Raw genomic sequence first — 26,818 nt, 5'->3', positions numbered from 1 at the left:
ATTTTTATATAAGATAGAAAGCTTCTAGCTCTAAGCTGCTAACTCTTAAACGTATTCGAAAGCTCTTTCAGTGATGTTGCCAGTTCAGCTTGCTCTTTAGCTGTTGCGGCAATTTGCGTTGCACCCGTCGTAGATTCTGTCGACTTCTGCTCTACCGCCACAACGTTCTGAGCGATATCCTGAGTGACGACCGCTTGCTCTTCGGTCGCAGTTGCGATCTGCTCTGTCATGCTGAATATTTCGCTCACAGCACCTGAAATATCTTGCAACGTCTGCTCTACTCCTCGTGAATCTTCAACTGCTCTTGAAGACATCTTCTTGCTGTTATCAATCACGTTAAACGCGGTTTGCACGTCTGATTGTAGAGAGCTAATGAAGCCTTCAATTTCCAAGGTGGATTCTTGAGTGCGCTGCGCCAGAGTACGAACTTCATCGGCAACGACGGCAAAGCCACGACCTTGTTCACCTGCACGAGCCGCTTCGATCGCCGCGTTTAGTGCGAGTAAGTTGGTTTGGTCAGCAACCGACTTAATCACATCAATCACGCTGTTAATGTTATTGCTACTTTCGTGTAGATGAGTGATTTTTTCAGCGAGGCCGTTAATCTCAGAAGCCAAGGTCTCAATCGATTGGTAAGAGTGCTGAACCGTGCTCAAGCCTGCTTGTGATTGCTCGTCAGCCAGTTTAGCTGAACTTGCTGTTTGCTGTGTTTTAGCCGCAACTTCGCTCACCGTTGCCGAAAGCTCTTCTGTCGCTGTTGCAATCAAGCCGATTTGGTCTTGCTGCTCAACCAAAGTATTAGAGTTGTATTGGCAAGTTTGCGCTGTCTCTTCGGCTGCTGAAGCGAGTGTTAGACTAGATTGAGACAAGCTATCAATAACCCCAGAGAACTTCTCTAGTGTTTCATTAAGCGATGACGAAATTTGACCCAATTCGCTGTTACCTTCGTAAGTCGCACGAACGGTTAGATCATTGTCATGACGGACTTTAGAAAGTACACGCGTTAGATCTTTAACTCGAGTTGTTAAATCTGTAATGGCTTTAAAGCTAATAAAGGTCGCAAACAGGGTGATCACAACAAACATCGTGATACTGCCCATCATTGCTGATTGAGCTTGCTGAGTTTTCTGATCAGTCAATGCAATAAGAGAGTCTGCCAGTTGGTTCTCTGTCTTTTTCAGCTGAACAATGCGCGCCGTTGATTGCGCGAACCAGTACACAGGGTCGACATCAAATCCGCTCATTTTCGATTCAGCCACATCACGAAGCTTCTCGACTTCCGCGACCGAGCGGTCATTCAATTGTTGTTCAAAAAAGCGAACATTGTCTGGGTTACCCAGAACTTCAAAGTTCGAGAAATAGGTATTTTGCTCAGTCACCAAAGAGATGAATTTAACCAGCATACCCGGGCCAAACTCATTTTTAGAAAAAGTGTTATTGAGAACCGCACGTTCAATACCCGCACGCTCTTTACCTTGAAGGAAGTTATAGTAAGCGATGGTTTCAGTCGTGATGGTGGCGTCAGAACTTAGCTCAGCGATCAAGGCTGATACGCTAAGTAGCTTTGCGTTAAGTTTGGTGTAGTAACCCAAAGCTTCAGAAAGCGGGATCGACTGAGAATCGACGCGATTACGAATTGAAGTAATTTGATTGAGGCTTTGGCTGATTTCAGTATTCAGACGAGAGATCTGCGGCAAGTCGATTTCTGCAGACTGCCAGTATTCGGTTCTCTGATTGCGTCTGTTATCCGCACTGGTTCTTTGTGCTCGTAGCTCACTAACAAACTTAGTACCCTGTGAGCCGATAAAACCAGCCGTCATTCCGCGCTCTTTCTGCAACTCATGCACCAATTCACTGTATACAACCGACAAGCGTGTCAGTTGATTCAATGAAGACATTTCACTGGTGGTTTCTACGCCTTTGGATATCGCAGAAACACTAAGCCATAAAAACCCTAAGATCGGTAAAGTAAGCAAAGCGATGATTTTTTGCTTAAAAGACATATCGGTTAAATTCATTTTTATTTCCCTAGCGGCTAACAAATCTTTCTCGATCATCTCACTAGGCACATTTCTAGCGAATGCGACTCAATGGTGACCGTATAATTATTCAACTTAATCAATGCATTTCAATTACCGTGCCACGCAGATCGGTAGGCGGTAAAAATAACATTTAACCTTATAAAATACATTGGTTTATCGATAAAACTGTTAGCTATGCAACTTTAGTGAACGAAAAAAACGTGCAACAACATATTATTGACGTAAGCGACTGAAAATTGACATGTTTTTTATGATCCAAAAGGGGTAGACCTGCACCAATTATGTGCTCACAGACAGCTGTATATTCAGAAATAACTATAGATTCAACACTCGCTAGCTATTAATTCACCGCTAACCAACTCCCTATTCTTCGCCAATTAACTGTCTATTCCTCGTTAACTAAATATGTATAATGCCGAGTTGTTAAAGTAGAGATTCGCAATAAATATGCGACAACAAATGAGAGATATTTTATGGAATGCCCCGCTTGCGAAGAACATATCGGATGGGAATGGGTAGAAGAAGCCGCTATCGAACCGAATGAAGAATTCGATTGCCCAGAGTGCCAAGAAACCTTGATGTATACCATCGATGAAGGCACCTATTACGGCGCGCAACATAAAACCGTAGAAGTAGTCGATCACTAACCTTTATTGGACTCCTTATTAAGCTGGGAAAAGTGATCACTTAAGTGATGCTTTCCTACACAAGGTGCAACGGCATCCCCTTCCATTGCACTCAAGAAAAACTCCGCAGGCCCAACTCGATTTTCCGGTAGTCGTCTTATCACGCTTAGAGCCAACTTTCTCACGCAATCGGGAATGTAAGTGATCCGCGTCATTTTACCCTGAGACTGAAACGCAAGTGCTGCGATTTGTGTAGCACTAAGGGCATCAGGACCGCCCACATCCAATTCTTTTTCGGCATTAGGCAATGATGCCAAAATAAAGTCTGCCAAATCTGCTCCATGAATCGGATTCAAACGCACATCACCCGAACCAAACAAGTACACCCTTCCCGACTGAGCCATGTTGTAGAACTCTTCGATATCTGCAAAAAATCCATTGGGACGAACCACACAAGGTGCTAACTGTTCAGATACCAATAAGCGGCATGCAAACCGTTCTTTGGCCTCGAGTAAGCGAACACTTTTGATGACATTGGCCCTAAACGCCGAGACATAAACAAACTTTTTAACGCCTGCTCGTTCAGCTTCTTCCAATAGGTTTAGATTGGCTTGATAGTCGACATCCATGTAACTCAGTCCCTCTTTCTGACGTGTGATTCCAACACAAGAGATGACGATATCCACTCCATCGCAGCAACCTTTTAGGCTATCGGAATCGGTCACTTGTGCGATTTGAATTTGAGAGTCGTTTAGGCCGAGATCCTTGAATTTTTCAGCACTGCGAGCCTGCGCTTTGAAATCAGCATCACACGCTTGGAGCGCTTCAATAAGATGACGACCTAAGTATCCTGTCGCCCCTGCCACCAAAATTCGGCTTTTGAGCTCATTCGTTACGTTCATTTATAGATAACCCCATTTATTAAAAAGCCTCATTGATTAGATAGCTTCGCTTTCCGGACGATAAGGCTCTTCTCTTAGAATATGGCTGATCAGTAACTTCAAATAGAACACAGGTAAGAACCACTCTAAGCCGACAGGTGATTCGACGACATAAAGCGATATGATTAAGCTTAGCGTGTATAGAGTCAAAGCAACTGGGCGCTGAAGGTAAAGCTCGGTTTTCAGTACCAAGGCACACGCCAACATCATGTAGCCACCCGTCACTGCTACCCACATTAGATTTAAATCCAAGAACAGCCAACTGAATAACGTTAACTGAATGAAGTGAATAGCGATAAAGGTCATGTGTTGCTCAAAGCCTTCCCCTTCTCTGTGAAACCAACGTTTAGCGCTTGATGTCGCATTGGTGATCACGCCACCTAGCATATCAATCGTTAACAAAACCGCTGCCAAGTATTGACCCCAAGACCAGCCCAACTCTGCGTGATTAGCATAAGCTGCAATAAGCGCACCCGCTATGAACGGAATGTACAGTTGCAGGTTCTTCTCTGCTGATGTGGCACCGGGGCCAATAAACTTATCAAGTCCGCCTAAGAAGCCCGCTCTGAATGAGGGTAGGTTCCAATCAATTCTCATAGTTACCTCGAATAGTCGTCTTATTTTTATTTGGAACACTTGGTCTTTTAAAATTAGATCAAAGTTTAACCACTGTAAAGAATTATTTTTGACCACTTGGACTAATTTAAACTAAGATGACATTCATCAGCTACATTAAGCTATTGGTGATGCCTAAATTGACTGAACCTTCAACTATTGAATTCCGAGGAAGACTCATGCCAAAGATCGTCGATCATGACCAAAGACGCGAAGAGATCGCACTGAAAGCCGCTGGTGTGTTTTTGGAGTTTGGTTATAAAGAGTTGGGAATGAGACAACTCTGCTCACATCTCAACATGAGCAAGAGTGCGGTCTATCACTATTACAAAAGTAAAGACGAACTATTTAAGGCAGCAACCGAAGCCATTGTGCGACACGATGGTGGAAACCTCGCAGAACTGCCACTTGCAGTTGAGGCAACTACAGAACAGAAAATTGAAAACTTCGTTCAGATCTTTCATGCGATAGAGTCGCGTCACTTCCAAGAAATGAAATTAGTTTTTGATTACATTGATGTGATTGGTCAGGACGCTGTCGCCCAGGATCCAAGCATGGCCATTGCCAACGAAAAGTATCAGCAATTGATTGCTCGATACGTTGATGAAAAGAACGCGCTACCGCTGTTCTCCATTCTTATCGGACTGCTCACTCACCAAACGCTGTGTGGTGGTACATTAGAAACCGATCACGTTCGCTCTGTGGTGAGAAAGCAAATAGACAAATAAGAACTTGAGCGCAAAGCCATTTAATCAATGAGTTTCAACCAATTAATGGGGATTTCATCCATATTGGTTTACCTTGGTTTGAGCGACAATAAACACACCTTTACTAGAACGGGCGTTCAGCATAAAATATTGAACATATGTTCAGATTAATGAAGTAGATGTTATGGCCAAGACTGCGAAGTTCGATAGACAAGATGTAGTAGATAAAGCAACGAACCTGTATTGGGAAAAGGGCTTTCATGCGACTTCTATGCGTAACCTGCAAGACGTGATTGATATGCGTCCGGGCAGCATCTACGCGACGTTCGGCAGCAAAGAAGGCTTGTTTAAAGAGACATTGGCTCGCTATACCGAACTTGGCATCCTCAATCTAAACCGCTTTCGCAGTGAAACCGAATCGCCGATCAAAGCTCTCGAAAATTTCGTAAAACGCGCCGTTGTCGAATCGAAACAAAGTTCGCCAAATGGCATGTGTATGTTGGCTAAAACGGTCGCAGAACTGACTGATGAACACGCAGAATTGTTAGCAGAAGCGAAGAAGTCACTTAAGATAATGGAAGGTGAGTTCGCCAAGCTGATTGCAGAATCACAAGAACTGGGTGAGATCAGCAAAGAGCGCGAGCCTACTCAACTTGCTCGTCATGTTCAGGTTCAAATCGCAGGCCTGCGTACTTACGCCAAAACCTGTGACGATATCGATTTGCTCAACTCAATGGTTGAAGACGTATTTAAGTACCACCCTTTTTAAGGGCTGAACTTATAGATTAGTAAGCGATACAAAAAGACTCCACTTTCAACTTAACCGGCCTGAGCGGAGTCTTTTTAGTTTTGATCTAGTTAACTTTATAGATGATAAACTTTGCGGTTTAAGGATTACACCTTTCTCATGATCAACGCTTGTGCATTAAGCATCGCTTCCTTAGTACTGACATCTAAGGTTTTCACGTTCGCAAAGCGTTCTACTTCTTTAATCGCCACGTCGTGAGCAAAGATCACCAGCCTCGCCCTTTCAATATCTTTCTGCGTGATACGATTGCCTATTCCGTTGGCACCCTGCGTTTCGACTTTAATCCGAACCCCAAGATGATGCGCCGCCTTTTCTAAGGATTTCGCTGCTAAGAAAGTGTGGGCAACGCCTGACGGACAAGAAGTGATCGCCAATACCTCCGCTTGCCCTTCTTCCGTTACCGAGCCTCCCGTGAACTGATTAGAATTCGCTTCGCCTTCGACCACGTTCTTTTTCAGCAGTATCACAATTAAAGCCGTGGTAAGAGCCCCTGCCAGTGTGCCGACGATATAGCCAATCTTGCCATCAACCACAGGCAACACAATCCAGCCGCCCCATGGTGCATGATTCACTACATGGAACATAAAGCCGACCACGTTCCCGACAATACCACCAGCAACAACCGCAGGCAGAACACGTGCTGGATCGGCGGCTGCAAATGGAATCGCACCTTCACTAATGCCGATCATTCCCATGATCCCTGCTGCTTTTCCAGCTTCGCGTTCGTCGCGTTTAAACTTCTTCGGCGATAGGAAAGTCGCCAATGCCATACCCAATGGTGGCGTACAAATCGCAATTCCCACACCACCCATCAGCCAAGGTTGGGTATTCACCTGCGTTTGAGCAAACAGCGTTGCGACCTTATTGATCGGGCCACCCATATCAAAGGCCGTCATCGCACCTAAAATACTGCCCAACAGCACTTTTCCTGAGCCTGCCATGCCAGTCAGCATTTGGTTCATTTCTAGCATCACTTGAGCTATCGGTGAGCCAATCACCCACATCACCGCACCACAGGTAACAAAGGTGCCGACTAGTGGATAGATGAAGATCGAGCTCAGCGAGATCATGCTATCTGGCAGTTTGATCTTCTTGAGTAGATTAACCACAAAGCCCGCGAAGAAGCCGACCACAATCGCGCCGAGGAAGCCGGTATTGTATTGGTTGACCGCGACCCAAGAACCAATCATTCCGGGCGCTAAACCCGGTTTGTCGGCCATTGAATACGCGATGTAACCACCGAGCACGGCAGTAAACAGGGTTAACCCCGCGATGCCCATCTGTGCAATGTCAGCCAGAACGCCGCTCTCAGGCACTGCGCCATGACCCGACATCATTACCGACAAAGACAAAAGCACACCACCCGCGACCACGAATGGAATCATGTGTGAGGTGCCGTATAACAAGTGTTCTTTAAGGCGATTAAGAGATTGTGCCCAAGGGCTGAGTGGCTCGACATACACTTCATGATGGCTAGAGGCGTAACTATCGAAAGGTTCAAAATTGGCTTCGAGAAACAGCTCTTGAGCTTCCTCGACCGACTCCACCGCCTTTAATTTTGTAACAAAGCCATCTTCGATAAGTCTGGTCGAAATCTGAGCTAGTACCTCGATATGGTGGTCGTCGTGGTTATCGGGAGAAGCGAGCATAAAGAAAACATCCGACAGCTCGCCGCCGTCTGCGCCATAATCGATGCCAGAACGGCTGATACCTACCGCCACAGCAGGTTTAGCTACGGCAGTACTTTTCGCGTGTGGAATCGCAATACCATCGTCAAAACCTGTATTACCGATGGCTTCACGCTTCCAGATGTCATCAAGGAATTCACTTTTATTGGAGAGCTTACCGGCACGATCGAGCAGTTCAACAAGCTCTTCAAATACCGCCTGTTTTGAGTCTGCTTGTAAATCTAAGCAGATAATCTCGGGCTCGATAATGTTGGTGATATCCATATGCTGCTCTGCCTCGCCTGATTTCAGACTGAAGTAATTAGTGTCTGTTAACCAAAGTGATAAGGTTAATAAGATGAAAAGATTAACGGTGTGAAGGCACTCAATATATAGGACGAAAGGTGCATTAACTGGATTATTGTAACCAAGAACTCAGAGTGTGACTTTCACCTTGGAATAAAAAACGCCAATCCATAAAATCCACAAAACCCATAACAATATCGTCCCTCCCCTATGCGAGCTTTCCATACTGGAGTTCCCATGCAAGATAGCTTTTCCAAGGTAGCTTCTGAAAGGTAGCTTTTGTAACGTAACAGGGACGAGATTAAGCCGAGAATAATAATGAGAATTGTAGCGGTAACTGCGTGCCCTACAGGCATTGCGCATACTTATATGGCAGCTGATGCTCTAAATAAAACAGCCCCTAAGTTCAACGTTTCAATAAAGGTAGAGACGCAAGGCGCTATGGGTATTGAAAACTTACTGACCGCCCAAGATATTACCCTCGCAGACAAAGTGTTGATCGTCTCTGATATCGACATCGAACAACCAAGCCGATTTGACCCAGCGAAAACCGTATTTGTTCCAATGGAAGAGGTACTGTTGAGTGTCGATAAAGTCTTTATTAAGCATTGTCGAACTTAAACTTTTCATGAACGAATACCAGATCACCTTCTTCGTTAACGATCCTGCCGCGAACTCACATGTCGCGCAGCCGCTGACTCGCTTAGCGAAGAAGTTCAAAAGCAACATCCGCATTATCAACATCACTCAAAATCGAACCGCTGATCTCTCCAAATCCGTCGCGATGCTGCAAGTAGGTTTACTTCGTGGTGATTTGTGTCAGATAACCGCGGTTGGTATTGATGCGGAGCTGGCCTGCTTCGTTCTCAAAGATGTAATTGCCGAGCATTACGATATGGTTGGGTCGCAAGTAAACCATGAATTCTCTAAAGATTTAATCCAGCGAATGCCACAAATATGCCCGCCTTGTGACATCAAATGGCACCACGCTAAGGCGCAAACCCAACTGACCAAATTTGAGTGCTTAAAAGGGCTCGCTCACCTTGTTTATCCAGAAGACCCAGATGAACTAATTCTGGCATTCATTAAACGAGAAGAACGCTCGTCTACGTGTGTGTCACCGGGTATCGCCTTGCCGCATGTGATGTTTGAATCGACTCAAGATCTCTCAATTGCCGTTATTGTCAGTGACGACCCGATTGACTGGGCGTCACGTATCGGTGAAGTGCACGTTGCTATTGCTTTGGTATTGCCAACCAAACCACAGCGTGAGCACATTGTGGCGGCGACCAACCTAACTCGAAACCTGCTTCACGATCAGGTCAATGAACGTCTGCAAAAGACTCGAAGCAGTGTCGACCTGCAAGCTCTTCTGATGTATATCTCTTCACGTCTGATTTAATTCATCTCACCCTTTTAAGTTCAATTTCTTAATCAGCTAAGTTACTCACTCCATTGGTTATAATCCCAATTGCTCACACAATAAAAAACGGCTGAGCAATTACGCTCAGCCGTTCTATTCTAAATGGCTTATCTTGTAGGTTTAGTTACTTAAGCTGTTTTTTTCGCTTGTTTCGCATCCTCAACCGAGTCGTCTACAGCTTTCACTAACAGTAGACCAACGATAAACACAATACCGCCACACAGTACGAACATCATTCTTCCCCAGAATGGGTTTGGTAGAGCAAACATCGCCATCACAGCTACACCAGACACTGCGATCAATGAACCCAGCATGTGACGTTGTTTGTTATCCAGTTTCTTCTGTGCTGTTGATTCAGAAACCAAAGGTGTCGCAAGGTTAGTGAAGAAAGTATCAACATCTTTCTGACGAGACGCTTCTAGCGGTTTGTAGAACAAAGTCGAAAGAATAAAGAAGCCGCCTGTAAACGTTAAGTGAGCAATCAGGCCTACCGCTACTTTCAAATCAGACCATTCACGACCTGTTAGCGGCTCTAGGTTGAACCAATTTTGTAGCATTTCAGCGGTAATCACGAAGCCTACGATGTAAGACACAATCGCGCCAACCACTAACGTGCCCCAACCTGCCCAGTCCGGAGTCTTCTTAATGAAGAAGCCACAGAATGCTGGAATCGTCATTGGGAAACCGATTAATGCACCTACGTACATCATGGTGTCGAACAAGCTCAAGCCTTTCAATGAATTGATAAACAGTGCAATAAGGATGATAGCGACACCGAAAACCGAAGACATCAACTTAGATACAACCATCAACTCTTTCTCTGTCGCGTTTGGACGAAGAATCGGTTGGTAGAAGTTGATTACAAAGATACCTGAGTTACGGTTTAAGCCTGAGTCCATAGAAGACATGGTTGCTGCGAACATTGCTGCGATTAGAAGCCCCACCATACCCGCTGGCATGTATTGCTCTACGAAGTAAAGGTAAGCAAAGTCGCCTGCTTTAGAACCTGCGTCTGGGTAATGTGCTGCAAGGTCAACGCCTTGTCCTGCTACAAACCAAGGTGGCATGAACCAAATGATTGGACCGATGGTCATCAGAATACACGCTAGCAGAGCGGCTTTCTTCGCGTTCTTTGAGTCTTTTGCCGCTAGGTAACGGTAAGAGTTCAACATGTTGTTGGTGATACTGAACTGCTTGAAGAAGATGAAGAATGCCCAGATTCCGAAGATGCTTACGTAGTTCAGGTTGTTACCAGAAACAAATGATGCGCCTTCTGCTACAGGGAAATCGTTGATGATTTCAGTAACGCCGCCACCTTGCACGATAGCCACAGCAGCACATGTTACGGTTACTGCCATGATGATAACCATCTGCATGAAGTCAGACGCGATAACCGCCCATGAACCGCCCGTTACCGACATCACTAGTACAACAAGACCGGTTAGAACGATGGTGGTTGTCATATCGAAGCCAAATATGCCCGATGCGATAATCGCCAAACCGTTCAGCCAGATACCTGCAGAAACAATACTGTTTGGCATGCCAGACCAAGTAAACACTTGCTCGTTGAAGCTACCAAAACGCATACGAATCGCATCAATTGGCGTTACTACGCGTAGTTGACGGAATTTCGGAGCGAAGTACAGATAGTTCATCAGGTAACCAAATGCGTTCGCTAGGAAGATAACCGCGACAGCCATACCATCGGCATACGCTTTACCCGCTGCGCCAGTGAAGGTCCAAGCACTGAACTGAGTCATAAACGCAGTTGCGCCAACCATCCACCAAAGCATGTTACCGCCCCCGCGGAAATAGTCACTGGTTGTACTGGTGAACGTTCTAAACATCCAACCTATTGCGATAAGGAAAAGGAAATAAATTCCTACGATCAGAGTATTGAGTTCCATGTATAAGTCTTCTTTATGATGAATATCTGAAGAGCATATTATCTATTGAATCTTTAATTTGTAGTATTATAAGTCAAGGTTGTGATGGGGCGTATAAACCTGAATATTTGATTTCGAGGCATGAATTACACGTTAGTAAACAAAGAACAATCTGACGAAAAGTAAACATTTAAAATCAATAACTTAAAAAATTTCAATCAGTAATCTGGACAACAATAACAAGATTTTATCGTCTCGATAAGTGGTTTTTAATTTACTTAGCATTCATTAAATGCATCGCATTAATACATCAACTCTCACACGTTTAATTCAATAAATAGGCAACGAAAAATAATAAGCAACTCGCAAAGCGAACCCGTAATGTTATTCATTGGGGTTATTTAGTGAAACGGAATAAATAGAAATCGTGCCTAAAGATAAGGTTGGGAAATAAAGTGTAGAAATAAACGGCAGAGGAGAACACAAAGCAAATTGCTCACCACACCACAGAGTCCACTGTGGTGATCTAGTCATACAAATTTCGGTCGTATAAGCTCTGGTCAAAATGGCAATTTGGAGGGATGTTAGATTGAACCACGATATTCGGTCGGCGTTCTACCGGTGCGATTCTTAAACACGCGGCAAAAGTAGTTCACATCTTTAAAGCCACAACGTAGCGCCACTTCATTGAGTTTGAAGTTGTACTTCTTAAGCATAAACTTAGCGCGATCGACCCGCACGCGGGTGATGTATTCTGCCAGCGTCATGTGGCCTTGTTGACGGAACATTCGCGACAAGTGATTGGATGAAATACTAAAGCGCGAGGCAATGCTGTCTCGGGTGATTTGGCGGTGGAAGTTCTCTTGAATGTAGATACAAATCCCCTGATACACATCCTGTACTCGGCTATGAGATTTTTCTACGGGCGCTTCCAACATCGTCTTGCTGTATTGCAGTAGAGCTTGCAGCAATAACTCATCCATCGGCTGCTTGTTGCTCTCTCTCGCTAACGAGCTGAGCGCCTCCAAGATGTTATCAATCGCAAACCCAGAGCGAGTCTGAATACTGTACTTTTGGATATCGTAAAAGCTCTCCTCCCCTTTGCGCTTACTCACCAAACTTAAACCAAGCTGACGACGACCAAACAACATACTCAGCACCGAACAGTCAGTGTCCCAATTGGGTTTATTCCAACAGTTGGGTGGAATGAAAATCGCGTCTCCGGCTTTGGCAATAACGTTAGTGATCTTACGATCATGACTCTCCATTTCATTAATATACTCTCCGTCTAGCACCAACTCTAAGCGCGGAAAGTTCACCTGATAACTGCACGCTGAAGGTGTATGAAAATCTCCAGCAAACCAGATGTTATGAAACGGTTCTCGCTCGTTTAATACCGACGAGATTAAGTCATGAAATATCATTATTCGAACTCTTATAAGCAGCAATAAGGCTACCGGAATAGATATACCTGTAACTGAAACATAGCGCTATTGAGCAAAATCACAATTTGAGATCTAGGTTACAAAAATCCAGTCGTAGAAATAAATCTCCAGTGCAGGAACCAATGAGGCACGTAATTTCCCAGATAACAAAACACGCTGTAGCCCTTATAAATAAAAGCTTCAATGCATGACAAACCTTGTCAACACAGGGCTAAAAACGCCCGTTCGACCGATCAAAATCACACTCCACTTATAACGCATTAATCATCCAGTAAATGCATTTTTTCTTCACTACAGAAGGCAAGCCGTAGATTCCAGAATACCTCTAACAAAATAAAAACAGAGTAGGGGTTCATTATGATCACGACATTGATCAATCAAGATTTGATTAAGCTTTCGCTTAGCGCTAATTCAAAAGAAGACGTATTTAAAGAGCTAATAGACGTGCTTTACGCACAAGGCAGAATCTCAGACAAAGCACAGTTTCTTGCCGACATTAAGGCTCGTGAAGAACAAGGTAATACCGGGTTTGAAGAAGGTATTGCTCTGCCTCACGCCAAAAGCAGCGCGGTGATCAAACCCGCGGTTGTTATCGGTGTCCATCAACAGGGTATCGAGTACGGCGCAGATGACGGCCAGCCATCAAAACTGTTCTTCATGATTGCCTCTCCTGATGGCGGCGATAATCACCACATCGAAGTACTGGCAGAGCTTTCTTCAAAACTGATTGAAGAAGGCTTTATCGAAAGCTTCATGAATGCTGAATCTCAACAAGCCGCATTGGAACTACTGCTTGCCAAACCTGAGCCGTCAGAGACTGAAACCAACGTTGAGAAACAAGGCTTCATCATTGGTGTCACTGGCTGCCCAGCTGGCGTTGCACACACGTATTTAGCCGCCGAAGCACTAGAGAAAGGCGCGGCGGCTCTTGGTTACGACATCAAGGTCGAAACCAACGGCTCGATAGGCGTTAAAAACAGCCCGACTCAAGAAGAGATCGAACGCGCAGATGCGATTGTGGTCGCTTGTGACAAACAGGTCGACATGGCTCGCTTTGCCGGAAAACGCGTTATCAGCACCAACGTAAAAGCGCCAATCAAAGACGCACAAGGCTTGATTCAGCAAGCGCTCAATGCACCTAGCTATCAAGCAGAACAAGCACCGACCAACCAATCTGTTGCAGAGAAAGCCTCGCAAGCACGTTCAGATCTTTACCGTTACTTGATGAATGGCGTATCTCACATGATCCCATTCGTAGTGACTGGCGGTCTTTTGATTGCCCTAGCACTAGCCATTGGTGGCGAGCCAAGTGAATCTGGCATGGCGATTCCTGCTGGCAGCATGTGGAACCAAATTCTAGAAGTCGGTGTGGTTGCGTTCACGCTGATGATCCCAATCTTGGCTGGCTACATTGCTTACGCGATTGCTGACCGCCCTGCCCTAACTCCTGGCCTTATCGGTGGTTGGATTGCTAACAACGGCTCTTTCTATGGCGCTGACGCGGGTACAGGCTTCATTGGTGCAATCATCGCTGGCCTATTAGTCGGCTACTTCGTTAAATGGATTACCTCGTTTAACTACCACAAATTCGTTCAACCGCTTGTGCCTATCATGATCGCTCCGATCACAGGTTCTCTATTCATCGCGGGTCTATTCATCTTTGTTATCGGTGCACCTATCGCAGGGCTAATGGATGCTCTTACTGCACTACTAACGAGCATGAGCACAGGCAACGTGGTTCTGCTTGGCATCGTCCTTGGTGGTATGGCTGGTTTCGATATGGGTGGCCCGTTCAACAAGGTGGCGTTCCTTTTCTCGGTCGGCATGATCGCCAGCGGTCAAACTCAATTCATGGGTGCGATGGCGTGTGCTATTCCTGTGGCTCCACTGGGTATGGCTATCGCAACCAGACTTGGCCGCAAGTTCGACCTGTTCGAATCTTCTGAAATTGAAGCAGGTAAAGCAGCAGGTGCGATGGGCTTGGTGGGTATCTCTGAAGGTGCGATTCCTTTCGCGGCTCAAGACCCGATGTCGGTTATCCCTGCCAACGTACTGGGTTCAATGACTGCAGCGGTTATGGCGTTCTCGTTTGGTATTACCAACAGTGTTGCTCACGGTGGTCCAGTGGTCGCTCTGCTCGGCGCAATGAACTACCCAATGCTGGCGCTGCTGTGCATGGCGTCTGGTGCGGGTGTGACGGCGGTAACTTGTATCGCGCTTAAAAATCTACGCAAAGCCAAGCTAATAGCAGCAGCGGCTTAAGCCATTTCAACTCCAATGGCTTGAGCCCCTCTACCCTACTGTTTTTAGTAGCTAATAGTTTTTTAGGAACGAATGGAGCTCAAGCCATGTTTCCCTTCATGGTGATTTCGATGTCTGATTTTTCTTTAGCGAACGATTCGTTCGTACAACGCTTTTTCTACCCTATGACCAACGTAATTCAAAACTACGCATGGGGTAGCCCTTCTTCGTTCAGCCAACTGTTTGGTATTGATAACCAATCTGGTGAGCCACAGGCCGAGATCTGGATGGGGGCTCACCCAAATGGTTGTTCAATGGTGAACGACAACGGGCAGCAAACCACATTATCGAGCTTGATCTCTAAGAACCTAAACCTGTTTTTAAGCGAGAAAGTCGCGAGTCGTTTTGGCGAACTACCTTATCTATTCAAGGTATTAGCGGCTGAGAAAGCACTGTCTGTACAAGTACACCCAAACAAGCAACAAGCCGAATCTGGATATGCTCTAGAAGAGCAGCAAGGCATTCCGATGACGGCAGGCAACCGCAACTACAAGGATTCCAATCACAAGCCTGAGCTGGTGTATGCATTAACCGACTACACCGCGATGAATGGCTTTAGGTCGATCAACGAGATTCTTGAGCACTTCCATTACCTTGATATTCCCGAACTGCATTCGATGGTCAATGACCTAGCGGGCGACCAAACTCCCAATGGATTAGCGAGCTTCTTCGCGAGTTTATTGTCTTTGCAAGGTGAACAAAAAGGCATGGCGCTGACCATGTTGCTGGTCAAGGCGAAGCTTTCAGATGCCCCTGTGTTTCAGTTGATTTCAGAACTAGAAGATCAATACCCAGGTGATGTCGGCCTATTCGCACCACTGCTATTGAACGTGATCACCCTAAAGCCGGGGCAAGCCATGTATCTGGACGCTGAGACACCGCACGCTTACATCAAAGGCACAGGCTTAGAGATCATGGCGAACTCAGACAACGTACTTCGCGCAGGGTTAACGCCCAAGTATATGGACGTGAATGAGCTAGTCTCTTGTACTCGATTTAATGAAAAGCCTGCGGATAGATTACTGCTCAGCCCGATCGAGCAAGGTGATGTGATGGAATACCAAATTCCAGTCGAGGATTTTAAGTTCTCTATCGTGCAAAACTCACATCAGCGACAGATCACTACCGAAGGTGCCGAGATCCTATTGCCGCTCGACGAATCCATGGTGCTTACTCACCAGTGTGGCGAAACCTGCGTGATAGATAAAGGCCAGTCGGTATTCATTCCGGCTTATGCTGAGAGTTACAAACTGGACTGTGTTGGACGCGTGGCGCGCGCTTACAGCTAGCTCTATCGAGTAAATCTAGCTCTCCCTAGTAGATACAAACACTGATCATGCCCTGCTTTGCGGGGCATTTTTGTTCCTACAGCTTTTTTCTTCCTACAGAAAGTTATTTCAACACCGAAGTACACCATCAAATATGACTCATCTCACACTGGATGAATGATGCAAATCACACTGGATGAATGATGCAAATCACACTTAATTTTGCTTGGTACAAATGTACAGTGAAGGGCTTTTATTTGCTATTTCGCGAATCGGGTTAATCCATTAATTTTAATTCAAGAACTTCAATAGTGAATGAGTTAATAAATGATCACACAGCTAACTAACGTCAACTTAATTAATAACAACCTTCAAGCGAATAATAAAAAAGAACTGTTTGATGAATTGGCAATCATGTTATTTGAGAACAACCGAATCAGTAATAAAGAAGCCTTCTTGGCAGACATCGAAATTCGTGAATCTCAAAGCATCACTTCAATGGACGGCATCGCTTACCCACACTCAAAAAGCAAGGCTGTCACTGAGCCAGCGATTGCAGTCGGTGTTAAGCGCCAAGGCATTGAGTATGGCGATGAAGACGGCATTAACCCAACCGTGTTTTTTATGATTGCCTCACCAGATAACGGTGCAGACCATCATATTTATGTACTACAAGAACTATTTGGAAAATTCAGCGATGAATTTATTCAAGATATCCATAACGCAAAAGACGAACAACAAATCCTTAATATTTTAATTAATTCATAAGGCGTAGAAAATTATGAGCACCCTAACAACTCAAGCTACGAATACCAATAATAAAAATAGTAGTAGCGACTATAAAAAAATCCTTAGTACCATGAAAGGTCACCTGCTTTTCGGAACCTCACACATGCTACCTTTCATCGTAGCCGGTGGTGTTCTGTTGGCGTTAGCGGTAATGGCATCAGGCAAAGGTGCTGTACCAGCAGACGGCTTGCTGGCAGACATCTCTAATATCGGTATCAAAGGCCTTGTTCTTTTCCCAATCATTCTTGGCGGCTTTATTGGTTACTCCATTGCAGATAAACCAGCACTAGCACCTGCAATGATCTCTTCTGGCATCATGGCTGACATGGGCGGCGGTTTCCTTGGCTGTATCGTGGCAGGCTTTATCGCCGGTGGCGTGGTGTTCCAACTTAAGAAGATCCCACTTTCTGCAAACATGACCGCGCTGGGTGCGTACTTTATCTACCCGCTGCTAGGCACGTTAATCTCTGCAGGTATCGTACTGTGGGGCATCGGCGAGCCAATCAAACTGTTCATGTCTTCAATGAACGAGTTCCTAGCTTCAATGGCTGGCGCATCTAAGATGGTTCTGGGCACAATCCTTGGCGGTATGACAGCGTTTGACATGGGCGGCCCTATCAACAAAGTAGCGACCCTATTTGCTCAAACTCAAGTAGACACGCAACCTTGGCTAATGGGCGGCGTAGGCATCGCGATTTGTACTCCACCTCTAGGTATGGCTCTGGCGACTTTCCTATTCAAAAACAAGTTCTCTAAACAAGAGCAAGAAGCAGGTAAAGCAGCAGCAATCATGGGTTCTATCGGTATCTCTGAAGGTGCTATCCCTTTCGCAGCAAATGACCCAATGCGCGTACTTCCTTCAATCGTTGCCGGTGGTATCGTGGGCTGTGTATTCGGCTTCATGACAGACGTTCTACTGCACGCACCGTGGGGCGGCCTAATCACTGCGCCAGTATCAAGCAACATTCCAATGTACGTCGTCGGTATTGCGCTAGGTTCACTGACAACAGCGGTTATCGTTGGTTTCTGGAAACCTGTGGCGGTTGAAACCGAAGAAGACATGGTTGAAGCGCCAGTACAAGCTCAAACAGCTCCTGTAGCAGGCGAAGGCGAGTACGACATCGTAGCCGTAACATGTTGCCCTTCTGGTGTTGCACACACCTTCATGGCGGCGAAAGCACTAGAGAAAGCAGGCTTAGCCGCTGGTCTTAAGATCAAGGTAGAAACTCAAGGTCAAAACGGTATTCAGAACCGCATCACCGACCTAGATGTAGCGAACGCGAGACTGGTTATCTTGGCTCACGATATTCAAGTGAAAGACGCTCACCGCTTTGCCAATGCGAACGTGATTGAGTGTTCAACCAAGGAAGCAATGAAGAAAGCCGCGACTATGGTGGCTATCTAAAACCTGAAACAAGTTAAAAGATAAAATTACTACCCCCTAGTAACTAAAATCCCCATTCGTTTTGTCAGCGAATGGGGATTTCTTATAGTTAGGCCAACAGCATCCTTCTCGATACAAGTCATCTGTATCTCTGTAGCCTAGATGAAAAAGTATTAAGTTATGTTGTTGAACATGGTTCTATCTCAGAGGTGAGACTTTCTTTCAACTGTTTATATGGCATCGGGTAGCCCAGATAATAACCTTGGGCTTGTTCGCAATTTAACGTTTTCAAAATTGACAGTTGTTGAGCATTTTCAACCCCTTCAGCCACAACACTAATGCCAAACCCTCGCGCTATATCAATGATACCAGACGTTATGGCTCTAGAACGATAATCATCTTCTAACCCATTGATGTAACTGCGATCGACTTTGATTTCATCTACATCCAATTTGCTAAATATACCAAAAGACGTGTAGCCAACACCAAAATCATCTATCGAAAAGGACACCCCTTGTTTTTTTAACTTCTGAACAGCGATTGCACACTGATCTATATCTTTCAAAATAGCGGTTTCAGTGATTTCCAGACAAAGTAAGCGAGCAAACTCGGGATCCTTTCGTAGATATTCGTCCAGATGGTTCATGTCATCAACGCTATTTAGCTCTACCGCTGAAATATTGACCGAGACACTATTAAGCGCATTCCCTAGCAAGCCATTAGCCCTAAGTTGTGACGCAGTCTTCTCTAGAACTAACGTAGTCAAATCACGACAAAAATAATTCTCTTCTGCTAGCGCGACAAAGATATCCGGTGAAACGACACCATAGCGCTCATGCGTCCAACGAGACAACACCTCCACACCTACGACGAGTCTACTTTCAATGTTGAATTTAGGCTGAAACACAATATCAATCGCTTTGTCATCAATCGCTTTACGTAATTCTTGCACCATTTCTTGACGTTGACGTTCAAGCTCAGTGAGTTTTGGGTCATGAAATTCAATCGTGTCCTTGCTTTTCTTTGCTTCAGTTAAGGCGTGGGTAGCAGATGCCATGAGTTGCTTGGCATTATTCCCATCCGAGGGGAATAGAGCAGCGCCAATACAGCAAGTGGCATTAATATTATAACGATAAGCACACTGGTTAAATCTACGATGTACGAGGGCAATGTAGGATTCAATATGTTCCGTATGGTTGAGTTTAACCAAGCACGCGAAACCATCTGAGTGCACTCGTGATGAAAGCGGTTGATGCTCTATAGGAAGTTCAATAGATCGTGCGATATCTTTTAAAAATGAATTAGTATTCTCGAATCCGATCTGGTCAGCGACAGATTTGAAGTTATCAATGTCTAATAAGAAGAGGACATAATGGTCACTGGCTTGAGAATTTTTCAGTCTTTTATTTAAATATCGATAAAAGACTGAAGGGCTATGAAGTCCAGTCACACTATCAAGATCGTTAGCGTCCTCTAAATCTCGATTATTTTTCTGGACCATTACCCATAATAAAATAGACGTTAGAATGATAAAGATCAGACCTTTGACTGTCTGAGCTAAGGCATGTTCGTGTAAATTATTTGATAGTGACTCAACTGCGAGATCAGAGAATAAAACCCATAATGATGACAGTATTAAGTAACTGAATACTATGTTGACCGGATATCGTTTTGTCTTGTTCATCGTTAACTGCTATCTCTCAGTCTAATGTGTCATGACTTATATGTTATAAATTGCTCATAACGTAGCACTAACATAATTAGCAATCTACTATTCACGCTTTTATTTTTAACCTTAGTTTATCAACTCTGGTCGTCATTCTGGGCGAAGGAAAGCTCATAAGGACTTGGTTACGTAATTCAGTGGAACTAAACGAAGAACCTACAATCTGATCAGCTACATTCATTCCCCCTCGTAGCCGTATACTTAAACCTCGAGACAAAACAACCAACTGGAAGCAATACAATCAACCAGTCATTAACCGTGGTTCTCTGGCCTTCTAGATTAATGAAGAAACGGTAAGTGACTGGACGCAAAGCAAACAGAATAAACGCGGGAGGTCACGTCGATTAACTGATTTATCTGTCGCGACAGTACTCATAGTGAAACGCGTGTTTTCTATGCAAATGAGAGCGCTGCGAAGATTTATAGGAAAGAGCGGTATGGACACCACAGACGTTCACTTTCAGAAACAGCGATGTATCGAGGTAAACCGTTGATAGGATGGCGATTGAACTAAAGAAATTACAATGTACAGGTGGGGAAATTTACATGATGATAGAAAGCGTTGAACAAGCTTACTGGGTTAGGTATGCCTGAAACTTGTCGTATTAACTAAAAAACACACGAAACGGGGGTGACTCTGTCTCTAAACCGAATTACGCAACAAAGCCTTCACTAGAATAATAGCTATGATATATCCCCCCTTAGTAGGTTTGAAAAAGGTGTTTATCGAAATAAAAATATCAAAGGGGATATTATACTTAACGTATCCAACGTCTATTTAACTCTATGAAAATGCATATCGCTAATTACCTGTTTCGATTCATAATAATTGAGTTAGGTTTCAACGCTTTTCTATTCTAGTGACCGATTAATGACGAAGGGACGTTGATCAGATATTTATGATCACCGTCCCTTTTCTTCTATCTCTTATATCTATGCGTTAGGCCAGAACTCGCATTAAGCCTATCTATTCTTTGATATAAAGATCCTTAGAATAGATGCGCCCTTCCACGTTGTTCTTGGCAAAGCCACCAACACTTGGTCGCACTAGGCGAGCCTGCATGTAGTAATAGATAGGTGCGATAGGCATATCTTCAGCCAGTAACTGTTCTGCTTGATCATAGAAACCTTGGCGATCTTGTTCGCTGGTTGCGGCCAATGCGCTGTCCATTGCAGAGTCGTACTTGTCGTTGTTGTAACGAGCAAAGTTACCCGAAGACTCAGAGCGCAGTAGGCTCAAGAAAGTCGATGCTTCATTGTAATCACCACACCAAGAAGCCCGCATCACATCAAAATCACCTTGGCGACGTGATACTAGGTAAGATTTCCACTCTTGGTTTTCTAGCTCAACTTGCGCGCCTAGATTACCTTTCAGCATGGAAGCAATCGCCACTGCAATCGACTTGTTCGATTCACTGGTGTTGTAGAGTAATTTGAAGTCCAATGGGTTAGCCGCATCGTAGCCCGCTTCTTTCAACAGCTCTTTCGCCTTTTGGTCACGCTCCTTTTGAGTCCATGTGCTGTATTCAGGCTGAGTCGCATCAAAACCAGCCGTGTACTCATGAGCAAAGGTATAAGCAGGTAGGTTACCCACCTGAGTGACGCCATTGGTGATCACATCACGCATCATCGAATAAGACACCGCTTTACGCACTCGCGCGTCATCAAATGGAGGACGTGTAGTATTGAATGCATAGTAGTAAGTACATAGCAGAGGCACCGCGGTAAACGCATCTTGGTATTTGGTTTTAAGCTGCTGCGCCATGTGTGTCGGCACATCAGACGTGATATCCACCTCACCCACCGCATAACGGTTAATCGAGGCGTTTTGGTTTTCGAACGGAATGTAAGTCACTTGGGTTAGATTGGTATCAGAACTAGCCCAATAGTAAGGGTTCTTCTTCAGCTCGATGCGTTCGTTAATCACCCACTCGTCCAAAACAAACGCACCATTACCCACAAACTGCTTAGGGTCATTCCACGGCTTATCGCTGTTTTCTAGCGTTGCCTTATGAACGGGCATCATCGATGTATGGCCTGTCATCGCCACAAAGTAAGGCACCTTGCTATCGAGATCGAACTTCACCGTGTGTTTATCGACAGCGGAGATACCGAGATCTTCAACGGGCTTCTTACCTTCTGCCACGTCAGCAATATTGTTGATTCTGGTGAGCTTGAGATACCACACGTTTGGCGAAGCCAGTTTCGGGTCGACCGCGCGTCTTATCGCGTACACGAAATCATCGGCCGTCACCGGATCGCCATTCGACCATTTCGCGTCTTTACGCAGATGGAATACAAACGTCTGGTTGTCTTCCGTTTCCCAAGACTCCGCGACACCTGGGGTGATGTTGCCATCGCGATCTTGGATCACTAAACCCTCAAATAGGTCGCGTAGAATGTGCATTTCCGGTAGGCCTTCCGCTTTCGCAGGGTCAAGCGTCGCTGCTTCCGCATCATTGGCGCGAACTAAGTGCTGGTCTTTTGCCAGTGAAACACCAGCAGGTAAGGTTTCAGCAACGGCAGTCACTGATATAAAAGGGGTCAATAAAGATGAAATGAGTAAAGCCGTTGAATGTTTTTTAAAATCCATGTTTGTTTGCTCTCCTAGCCTATCTTTGAAGCAAGTAATAAAATTAACAATGCGACGGTTGACGAGTTTTGACGCTATGGTTTATTTAAAGGGGTTCATCTAATGGACTTAGTTAATGATTAATATAGCCAATAGTGAATACTTGATAGTACTTGATCAATCAGGAGATTAAGGTGAGTTTAATTCCAAGAACGGAAAGAGCTGCGTTTTCAATAAAGCCGCTGTCATATGGAAAATCGGTGTTGGGTGCGCCTTTGCTCTATTTCCCCGCGCAAATAGAAAGCGAATCTCGCGGGCTAATTTTAGCAGGCACACACGGTGATGAAACCGCTTCTATCGCAGGTTTGTCTTGCGCCCTGAGAAGCTTGTCAGCCGCCAATTTACGACACGATGTGATTCTGTCGATGAACCCAGACGGCAATCAGTTAGGCACTCGCGCTAACGCCAATCAAGTCGATTTAAACCGCGCCTTCCCAACGCAAAATTGGACAGAAAACGGCACTGTCTATCGCTGGAGTTCTCGCACACCGGTCAGAGACGTAAAAGTGAAAACGGGACAAGCCAACCAACTTGAACCTGAAGTACAGTCACTCATCAACCTCATTGAGCAGCGCAAACCCAAGTTCGTCATCTCTTTCCACGAACCACTCGCTATGGTCGACGACCCAACCCAATCAGAACTCACCTCTTGGCTAGGCAAGCAGTTCAACCTACCACTCGTCGAAGACGTCGATTACGAAACCCCAGGCTCATTCGGCACATGGTGCCAAGAAAGAAACCTACCGTGTATTACCGTAGAGCTACCGCCCGTTTCTGCTGATCTGACGATAGAGCAGTATTTGGATGCATTTGTGGCGGTGTTGGGGTGTGAGGAAGGATAGCCCTGATCATTGTTGGACAAAAGTGTCTCAGGACTTACTCTAAATTAGCAATTCGTGGATAACTAAAGGTATGGAAAAGTGAGTATTGGAGAGCGAGCACGATGCGTAAAATCGCACTAGTAAAAGGTTGGTTTAGATGCCGACTAAATACGGTTCCGTTCAAACCACTATTATTGAATAAAAAGCCTTTAGCGGTGTAGCCAGAAGAAATTCACCCTTCGTATTGACTTTGTCGTGTGAAAACGGCTCCCTATCGGGAGCCTGTCATATGTCTAAATCTCGGTGCGGATTAAGTGCAGTTAAGTTCAATCAACTATCGACGTTGCATGAAGGTTATATTTAATTACATCGAATGTAATCAGATTCCAAACATATTTTAGCTCTTTTTTTCGCCTCATTGACATCGATTAATGTCATTCTTTTAGTCATTATATCGAAGTCGTTTTGCATCCCTTCCTTGCCATTATATTGAGCTAATTTTAACCACATGTAAGATGTTTTATCGTTTTTAGTCACACCTTTACCTTCTGCGTACATTGATCCAAGATTGTATTGAGCTGTCGCAAGTCCTTGCTCAGCTGCCTTTGTGTACAAAGACACCGCTTTTTTTTCATCTCGAGAAACACCGGTGCCCTTTGCGTACATAACACCTAGATTGTTTTGAGCATCTACGTCACCCTGCTCCATGGCCTTTCTATACCAAGACACCGCCTCTTTATCATCTTGAGAAACACCTCGACCTTCTGTGTACATAACGCCTAGATTGTTTTGAGCTGTCGCAAGTCCTTGCTTAGCGGCCTTTCCGTACCAAGACACCGCCTCTTTATCATCTTGAGAAACACCGATGCCTTCATCGTACATCCACCCTAAATGGTTTTGAGATCTCGCATGCCCCTGCTCTGCAGCCTTTTCATACCAATACACCGCTTCTTTATCGTCTTGAGAAACACCCGCACCTTGCTCGTAAGACATTCCAAGGTTATGTTGAGCATCTACAACCCCCTGCTCAGCGGCCTTTTTATACCAAAACACCGCTTCTTTATCATCTCGGGAAACACCTCGGCCTTCTCCGTACATAACGCCTAGATTGTTTTGAGCTAGCGCATGTCCTTGCTCGACGGCCTTTTTATACCAAGACACCGCTTCTTTATAGTCCTGAGAAACACCTAGGCCTTTTTCGTGCATAACGCCTAGATTGTTTTGAGCTAGCGCAAGTCCTTGCTCAGTGGCTTTTCTATACCAAGATACTGCTTCTTCATAATTTTGAGAGATACCTCGACCTTCTACGTACATGCTGCCTAGATTGTTTTGAGCTAGCGCATGCCCTTGCTCAGCGGCCTTTCTAAACCACAACACCGCTTCTTCATAATCTTGAATTACACCCACACCTCGTTCGTAAGACAATCCAAGATTATATTGAGCATCCATAGCACCCTGCTCAATGGCTTTTCTATACCAAGACACCGCTTCTTCATAATTTTGAGAAACACCTCGGCCTTCTGCGTACATGGTGCCTAGATTGTTTTGAGCTAGCGCGTGTCCTCGCTCTGCGGCCTTTCTATACCAATACACCGCTTCTTCATAATTTTGAGAAACACCTCGGCCTTCTGCGTACATAGCACCTAGATTGTTTTGAGCTAGCGCATGCCCTTGCTCTGCGGCCTTTCTAAACCACAACACCGCCTCTTTATCATCTTGAGAAACACCTGTGCCCTCGACGTACATCCATCCTAACTTGGTTTGAGCTCTTGCATACCCCTGCTCTGCCGCCTTTTGATACCAAAATACCGCCTCTTTATAATCTATGGAAACGCCTCGGCCTTCATCATACATCGATCCTAAATCGGTTTGAGCTCTCGCGTCCCCTTGCTCAGCCGCCTTTCTATACCAAGACACCGCCTCTTTATAATCTTGAGAAACACCTGTGCCATCGGCGTACATCCATCCTAAATTGGTTTGAGCTCTCGCATGCCCCTGCTCAGCGGCTTTTTTATACCAAGACACCGCCTCTTTGTCGTCTTGAGAAACACCTCGGCCTTTTCCGTACATAACACCAAGATTGTTTTTAGCTCTCGCGTCCCCTTGCTCTGCGGCCTTTCTATACCAAGACACTGCTTCTTCATAATCTTGGGAAACACCACTGCCTTTTTCGTACATAACGCCAAGATTGTTTTGAGCTGTCGCATGTCCTTGCTCAGCGGCCTTTCTATACCAAGACACCGCTTCTTTATAGTCCTGAGAAACACCTCGGCCTTCTTCGTACATAACGCCTAGATTGTTTTGAGCTCTCGCATGTCCTTGCTCAGCGGCCTTTCTATACCAAGACACCGCTTCTTTGTTATCTAAGGAAACACCGATGCCTTTTTCGTACATCCATCCTAAGTTAGTTTGAGCTCTTACATACCCCTGTTCAGCGGCCTTTCTATACCAAGACACTGCTTCTTTGTCATCTTGAGAGACACCTCGGCCATTTTCGTACATCCATCCTAAATTGTTTTGAGCTCTAGCGTACCCCTGCTCAGCGGCCTTTCTATACCAAGACACCGCCTCTTTATCATCTTGAGAGACACCTCGGCCTTCGTCGTACATCCATCCTAAATTGTTTTGAGCGCTCGCCTCCCCCTGCTCAGCTGCCTTTCTATACCAAGACACCGCCTCTTCATAATCTTGGGAAACACCTCTGCCTTTTTTATACATCCATCCTAAGTTAGTTTGAGCTCTCGCGTACCCCTGCTCAGCGGCCTTTCTATACCAAGACACTGATTCTTCATAATCTTGGGAAACACCTCGGCCTTCGTCGTACATCCATCCTAAATTGGTTTGAGCTCTTGCATACCCCTGCTCTGCGGCCTTTCTATACCAAGACACCGCCTCTTCATAATCTTGGGAAACACCTCTGCCTTTTTTATACATCCATCCTAAGTTAGTTTGAGCTCTTGCATGCCCTTGCTCTGCGGCCTTTCTATACCAAGACACTGCTTGTGTATCGTCCTGAGATACACCGTTTCCGTCTTCATACATAACGCCTAGATTAAATTGACCATGAGCGTCCCCTTGCTCTGCCTGTTGAAAGTATGCAGCTTTTTTTGCTTCAATATCTTCTTGATGTCGATCTTGAGTGCACCCAGCCAAGCTAATAGAAACTATTAAGAAAATTAAAATTCGCATCTCTGACTCTGTTGTATAAGTAATAATTATTATTTATGTGTGTAACTTGTGATTTCCACAAAATCTATGACAAGTAGTAGCAAAGTCGCTATAGCGACCTTTAAATAGCAAGTAATAAGATAATGCGATCTTCTCTTTGTGACTTTTTATAAAATCAATAAGTTAGAAGAAAGTCAATCGAGTGGGTTGCTTATTGTTGCATATGTTGAATATTTACTGCGTTTGAGTGAATTCTAGTCGGG

The 26,818-nt window shown here is 45.0% G+C and carries 19 protein-coding genes and 1 pseudogene; 11 read left to right on the top strand and 9 right to left on the bottom strand.

Going from position 1 to position 26,818, the window contains the following annotated elements; genetic code table 11:
- Positions 1–38 precede the first annotated feature (38 nt).
- Positions 39–2,018 (bottom strand): methyl-accepting chemotaxis protein, encoded by a 1,980-nt coding sequence (locus NX845_RS17195; RefSeq protein WP_054541504.1) that lies wholly within the window; start codon positions 2,016–2,018, stop codon positions 39–41.
- Between the two features lie 497 nt (positions 2,019–2,515).
- Between NX845_RS17195 and NX845_RS17190 the strand changes: the two genes are divergently transcribed.
- Complete coding sequence (locus NX845_RS17190) at positions 2,516–2,689, top strand: hypothetical protein (protein ID WP_004732938.1); 174 nt, start codon at positions 2,516–2,518, stop codon at positions 2,687–2,689.
- Here NX845_RS17190 and NX845_RS17185 read toward each other — a convergent pair.
- The gene (locus tag NX845_RS17185; protein ID WP_065681093.1) at positions 2,686–3,570 is read right to left on the bottom strand and encodes an SDR family oxidoreductase; all 885 of its coding nucleotides are present in this window, start codon (positions 3,568–3,570) and stop codon (positions 2,686–2,688) included. The two genes, NX845_RS17190 and NX845_RS17185, sit on opposite strands and share 4 nt — an antisense overlap.
- A 36-nt stretch (positions 3,571–3,606) precedes the next feature.
- Positions 3,607–4,206, bottom strand: coding sequence for a hypothetical protein (locus tag NX845_RS17180; protein WP_065681092.1), 600 nt, complete (start codon positions 4,204–4,206; stop codon positions 3,607–3,609).
- Positions 4,207–4,403: 197 nt separating this feature from the next.
- On the opposite strand from NX845_RS17180, the gene NX845_RS17175 reads away from it, so the two are divergent.
- Positions 4,404–4,952, top strand: coding sequence for a TetR/AcrR family transcriptional regulator (locus tag NX845_RS17175; RefSeq protein WP_065681126.1), 549 nt, complete (start codon positions 4,404–4,406; stop codon positions 4,950–4,952).
- Between the two features lie 163 nt (positions 4,953–5,115).
- Positions 5,116–5,700, top strand: coding sequence for a TetR/AcrR family transcriptional regulator (locus NX845_RS17170; RefSeq protein WP_017076914.1), 585 nt, complete (start codon positions 5,116–5,118; stop codon positions 5,698–5,700).
- 125 nt (positions 5,701–5,825) lie between these two features.
- Here the strand turns inward: NX845_RS17170 and NX845_RS17165 are convergent, their stop codons facing one another.
- Positions 5,826–7,691 carry a fructose-specific PTS transporter subunit EIIC gene (locus NX845_RS17165; RefSeq protein WP_065681091.1) on the bottom strand — a complete coding sequence of 622 codons (1,866 nt, stop codon included), beginning with the start codon at positions 7,689–7,691 and terminating at the stop codon, positions 5,826–5,828.
- 339 nt (positions 7,692–8,030) lie between these two features.
- On the opposite strand from NX845_RS17165, the gene NX845_RS17160 reads away from it, so the two are divergent.
- The gene (locus NX845_RS17160; protein WP_017070485.1) at positions 8,031–8,333 is read left to right on the top strand and encodes a PTS fructose transporter subunit IIB; all 303 of its coding nucleotides are present in this window, start codon (positions 8,031–8,033) and stop codon (positions 8,331–8,333) included.
- A 7-nt stretch (positions 8,334–8,340) separates the two neighbouring features.
- Complete coding sequence (locus tag NX845_RS17155; protein WP_017070486.1) at positions 8,341–9,114, top strand: PTS sugar transporter subunit IIA; 774 nt, start codon at positions 8,341–8,343, stop codon at positions 9,112–9,114.
- A 149-nt stretch (positions 9,115–9,263) separates the two neighbouring features.
- Here the strand turns inward: NX845_RS17155 and NX845_RS17150 are convergent, their stop codons facing one another.
- Together NX845_RS17150 and NX845_RS17145 are read right to left on the bottom strand one after the other, a co-directional pair.
- Entirely contained in the window at positions 9,264–11,042 is a 1,779-nt protein-coding gene (locus tag NX845_RS17150) for a sodium:solute symporter family transporter (protein WP_017090435.1), read from the bottom strand.
- A 563-nt stretch (positions 11,043–11,605) separates the two neighbouring features.
- On the bottom strand, positions 11,606–12,445 hold the full coding sequence (locus NX845_RS17145; protein WP_065681090.1) for a helix-turn-helix transcriptional regulator: 840 nt from the start codon (positions 12,443–12,445) through the stop codon (positions 11,606–11,608).
- Between the two features lie 378 nt (positions 12,446–12,823).
- Here NX845_RS17145 and NX845_RS17140 point away from each other — a divergent pair, with 378 nt between their 5' ends.
- The 4 genes from NX845_RS17140 to NX845_RS17125 all read left to right on the top strand — a co-directional run bounded on the left by NX845_RS17140 (position 12,824) and on the right by NX845_RS17125 (position 18,229).
- Positions 12,824–14,728, top strand: coding sequence for a fructose-specific PTS transporter subunit EIIC (locus tag NX845_RS17140; RefSeq protein ID WP_065681089.1), 1,905 nt, complete (start codon positions 12,824–12,826; stop codon positions 14,726–14,728).
- A 110-nt stretch (positions 14,729–14,838) separates the two neighbouring features.
- Positions 14,839–16,056, top strand: coding sequence for a mannose-6-phosphate isomerase, class I (gene manA / locus NX845_RS17135; protein WP_065681125.1), 1,218 nt, complete (start codon positions 14,839–14,841; stop codon positions 16,054–16,056).
- A gap of 306 nt (positions 16,057–16,362) precedes the next feature.
- Positions 16,363–16,803 carry a PTS sugar transporter subunit IIA gene (locus tag NX845_RS17130; protein WP_065681088.1) on the top strand — a complete coding sequence of 147 codons (441 nt, stop codon included), beginning with the start codon at positions 16,363–16,365 and terminating at the stop codon, positions 16,801–16,803.
- A gap of 13 nt (positions 16,804–16,816) precedes the next feature.
- Positions 16,817–18,229, top strand: coding sequence for a fructose-specific PTS transporter subunit EIIC (locus NX845_RS17125; protein WP_065681087.1), 1,413 nt, complete (start codon positions 16,817–16,819; stop codon positions 18,227–18,229).
- A gap of 157 nt (positions 18,230–18,386) precedes the next feature.
- On the opposite strand, the gene NX845_RS17120 is transcribed toward NX845_RS17125, so the two are convergent.
- Positions 18,387–19,892, bottom strand: coding sequence for a bifunctional diguanylate cyclase/phosphodiesterase (locus NX845_RS17120; RefSeq protein ID WP_017095116.1), 1,506 nt, complete (start codon positions 19,890–19,892; stop codon positions 18,387–18,389).
- 239 nt (positions 19,893–20,131) lie between these two features.
- On the opposite strand from NX845_RS17120, the pseudogene NX845_RS17115 reads away from it, so the two are divergent.
- A pseudogene (locus NX845_RS17115) lies at positions 20,132–20,359 on the top strand (transposase); the annotation flags it as partial.
- Between the two features lie 542 nt (positions 20,360–20,901).
- On the opposite strand, the gene NX845_RS17110 reads toward NX845_RS17115, so the two are convergent.
- Positions 20,902–22,527, bottom strand: coding sequence for an ABC transporter substrate-binding protein (locus NX845_RS17110; RefSeq protein WP_065681086.1), 1,626 nt, complete (start codon positions 22,525–22,527; stop codon positions 20,902–20,904).
- Between the two features lie 173 nt (positions 22,528–22,700).
- Between NX845_RS17110 and mpaA the strand changes: the two genes are divergently transcribed.
- Positions 22,701–23,408 (top strand): murein tripeptide amidase MpaA, encoded by a 708-nt coding sequence (mpaA, locus tag NX845_RS17105; RefSeq protein ID WP_083994880.1) that lies wholly within the window; start codon positions 22,701–22,703, stop codon positions 23,406–23,408.
- A gap of 339 nt (positions 23,409–23,747) precedes the next feature.
- Here mpaA and NX845_RS23430 read toward each other — a convergent pair whose 3' ends face one another.
- On the bottom strand, positions 23,748–26,576 hold the full coding sequence (locus NX845_RS23430; RefSeq protein ID WP_311319416.1) for a tetratricopeptide repeat protein: 2,829 nt from the start codon (positions 26,574–26,576) through the stop codon (positions 23,748–23,750).
- Between the last annotated feature and the right edge of the window lie 242 nt (positions 26,577–26,818).

It is taken from the genome of Vibrio sp. NC2, from assembly GCF_025195005.1.
Taxonomy (GTDB): domain Bacteria; phylum Pseudomonadota; class Gammaproteobacteria; order Enterobacterales; family Vibrionaceae; genus Vibrio; species Vibrio splendidus.
Note: the sequence above shows the minus strand (reverse complement) of the source record. Positions and strands in the feature narration are given on the sequence as shown.